The 1,376-nt window shown below is 67.0% G+C and carries 2 protein-coding genes and 1 pseudogene; all 3 read right to left on the bottom strand.

The genetic code is table 11. The annotated features are described in order from the left end of the window. Nucleotides 1-32: 32 nt before the first annotated feature. A complete protein-coding gene (locus tag HMPREF1868_RS00720; RefSeq protein ID WP_062529507.1) occupies nt 33-239 on the bottom strand; it encodes a hypothetical protein in 207 nt (68 codons plus the stop codon). Between the two features lie 83 nt (nt 240-322). After that, nucleotides 323-820, bottom strand: a complete 498-nt coding sequence (locus HMPREF1868_RS00715) for a nucleoside deaminase (RefSeq protein WP_062529505.1) — start codon at nt 818-820, stop codon at nt 323-325. A gap of 114 nt (nt 821-934) precedes the next feature. Beyond that, nucleotides 935-1,376 (bottom strand): annotated as a pseudogene (locus tag HMPREF1868_RS00710) (BMP family ABC transporter substrate-binding protein); the annotation flags it as partial.

Here is a 1,376-nt window from a genome sequence, read left to right as displayed (position 1 = left end):
TCGATGGCGCGCTTCAGGGACTCGTAGTGGCCCTAGCCCCAGCCGCCGTCGTTCTTTGGGCTGCTGATGACCATCACCACGCGCTTGGGCTGGCCATCTTCGCCCGTTCCGGGATCGGCGCTGCCGCCGGAGCCGCATCCCGCGAGCAGCCCTGCGGCGAGGGCCGCGGACCCAGCCCCAAGGGCCAGGGCCTCGCGCCTGCTCGGCATTGCCTTGCGAAGTCCAAGAATGCCACTCATTGACTAGCTTCCCTTCTCCTCAAAGACCAACCGGTTCTTGCATTCGTCTCTCGTCCGACGCCTGGCGAGAGCCACCGCCGACCTCAGTCCCAGTAACCCCGGTGGACGTCCGCGGCCTCCTGTTCGAGCTCCTCGAAGGGTCCGACGACCTCGATGTCCTTCTGACCCGCCGCAAACACCTGCCGGCAGGGTAGGTCGAAGGTGGGATTCTGCTCGTTCGCACCCGTGAGGCGCAGCAGCGACCGCTCGGTCATCGCGTAGACGACCCTGCCCACGCCCGCCCAGTAGATGGCGCCGGAGCACATGGCGCAGGGCTCTGCCGAGGTGTAGAGCGAGCAGTCCGCGAGATAGGGCTTGTCGAACATCTGCGAGGCGCGGTCGACCAACTGGGTCTCGGCGTGCCCGGTGCAGCGGTGCGTGTCGATCTCGATGTTCTCCTGCTCGAGCAGCACCGCCCCGTCCGGGGAGACCAGGATCGCCCCGAAGGGGGTGTTGCCGTGCTCGCGCGACCGGCGCGAGACTTCGATGCACCTCCTCAGCAGTGCGACGTCCTCCTCGTGGGTGAAGTCCTTCCTTGCCATGCGACCTCCCGTCCGCGCGACGGGCATCCCCGTCGCCTGAAAAGTGCGGCGCCGGGGTGCCCGCTGGACATCCCGGCGCCGCTCTGGGGCGTCTTGGCGCCTGTGCGCCTTGGCCTAGAGGGTGGAGGCGATGGCCTCGACCTCTGCGTCGGTCACGAAGGAGTCGCTCTTGATCTGCTCGGCGAGCTCCTTGATCTTGGCCTGGACGTCCTCGGGGACCTTGTCCGAGAACTTGCCCAGCGAGATGCCACCGTTGGACATGTCGGCGGTGATGACCTTGCCGTCGCCGAACTCGCCCTTCTCGATCTCGTCCATGGCCTGGTCGATCTTCCAGTCGGTGACGGTGGAGGTCACGACGGTGGGCTGGTCGGCACCGGCGATGTCGATGGGCTGGGCGATGTCGAAGTGGGTGTCGGCACCGGCAGACTCGAGGGCCTGGCGCGAGCCGTTGTCGACTGCGGAAGCGTCGCCCCACATGACGTCGACGTTGTTGGTGCTGATCCAGTTCTCGGTCAGCTTGGTGCCCAGGGAGGCGTCGGTGAAGCCGGCCTCGAAG

The sequence above is a fragment of the Olsenella sp. DNF00959 genome, assembly GCF_001553055.1.
In the GTDB taxonomy this organism is placed as follows: Bacteria; Actinomycetota; Coriobacteriia; order Coriobacteriales; family Atopobiaceae; genus Olsenella_I; species Olsenella_I phocaeensis.
Note: the sequence above shows the minus strand (reverse complement) of the source record. Positions and strands in the feature narration are given on the sequence as shown.

Coding starts and splice junctions, on each gene's coding strand:
- HMPREF1868_RS00720 (WP_062529507.1), bottom strand. CDS start 239: ATGAGTGGCATTCTTGGACTTCGCAAGGCAATGCCGAGCAGGCGCGAG.
- HMPREF1868_RS00715 (WP_062529505.1), bottom strand. CDS start 820: ATGGCAAGGAAGGACTTCACCCACGAGGAGGACGTCGCACTGCTGAGG.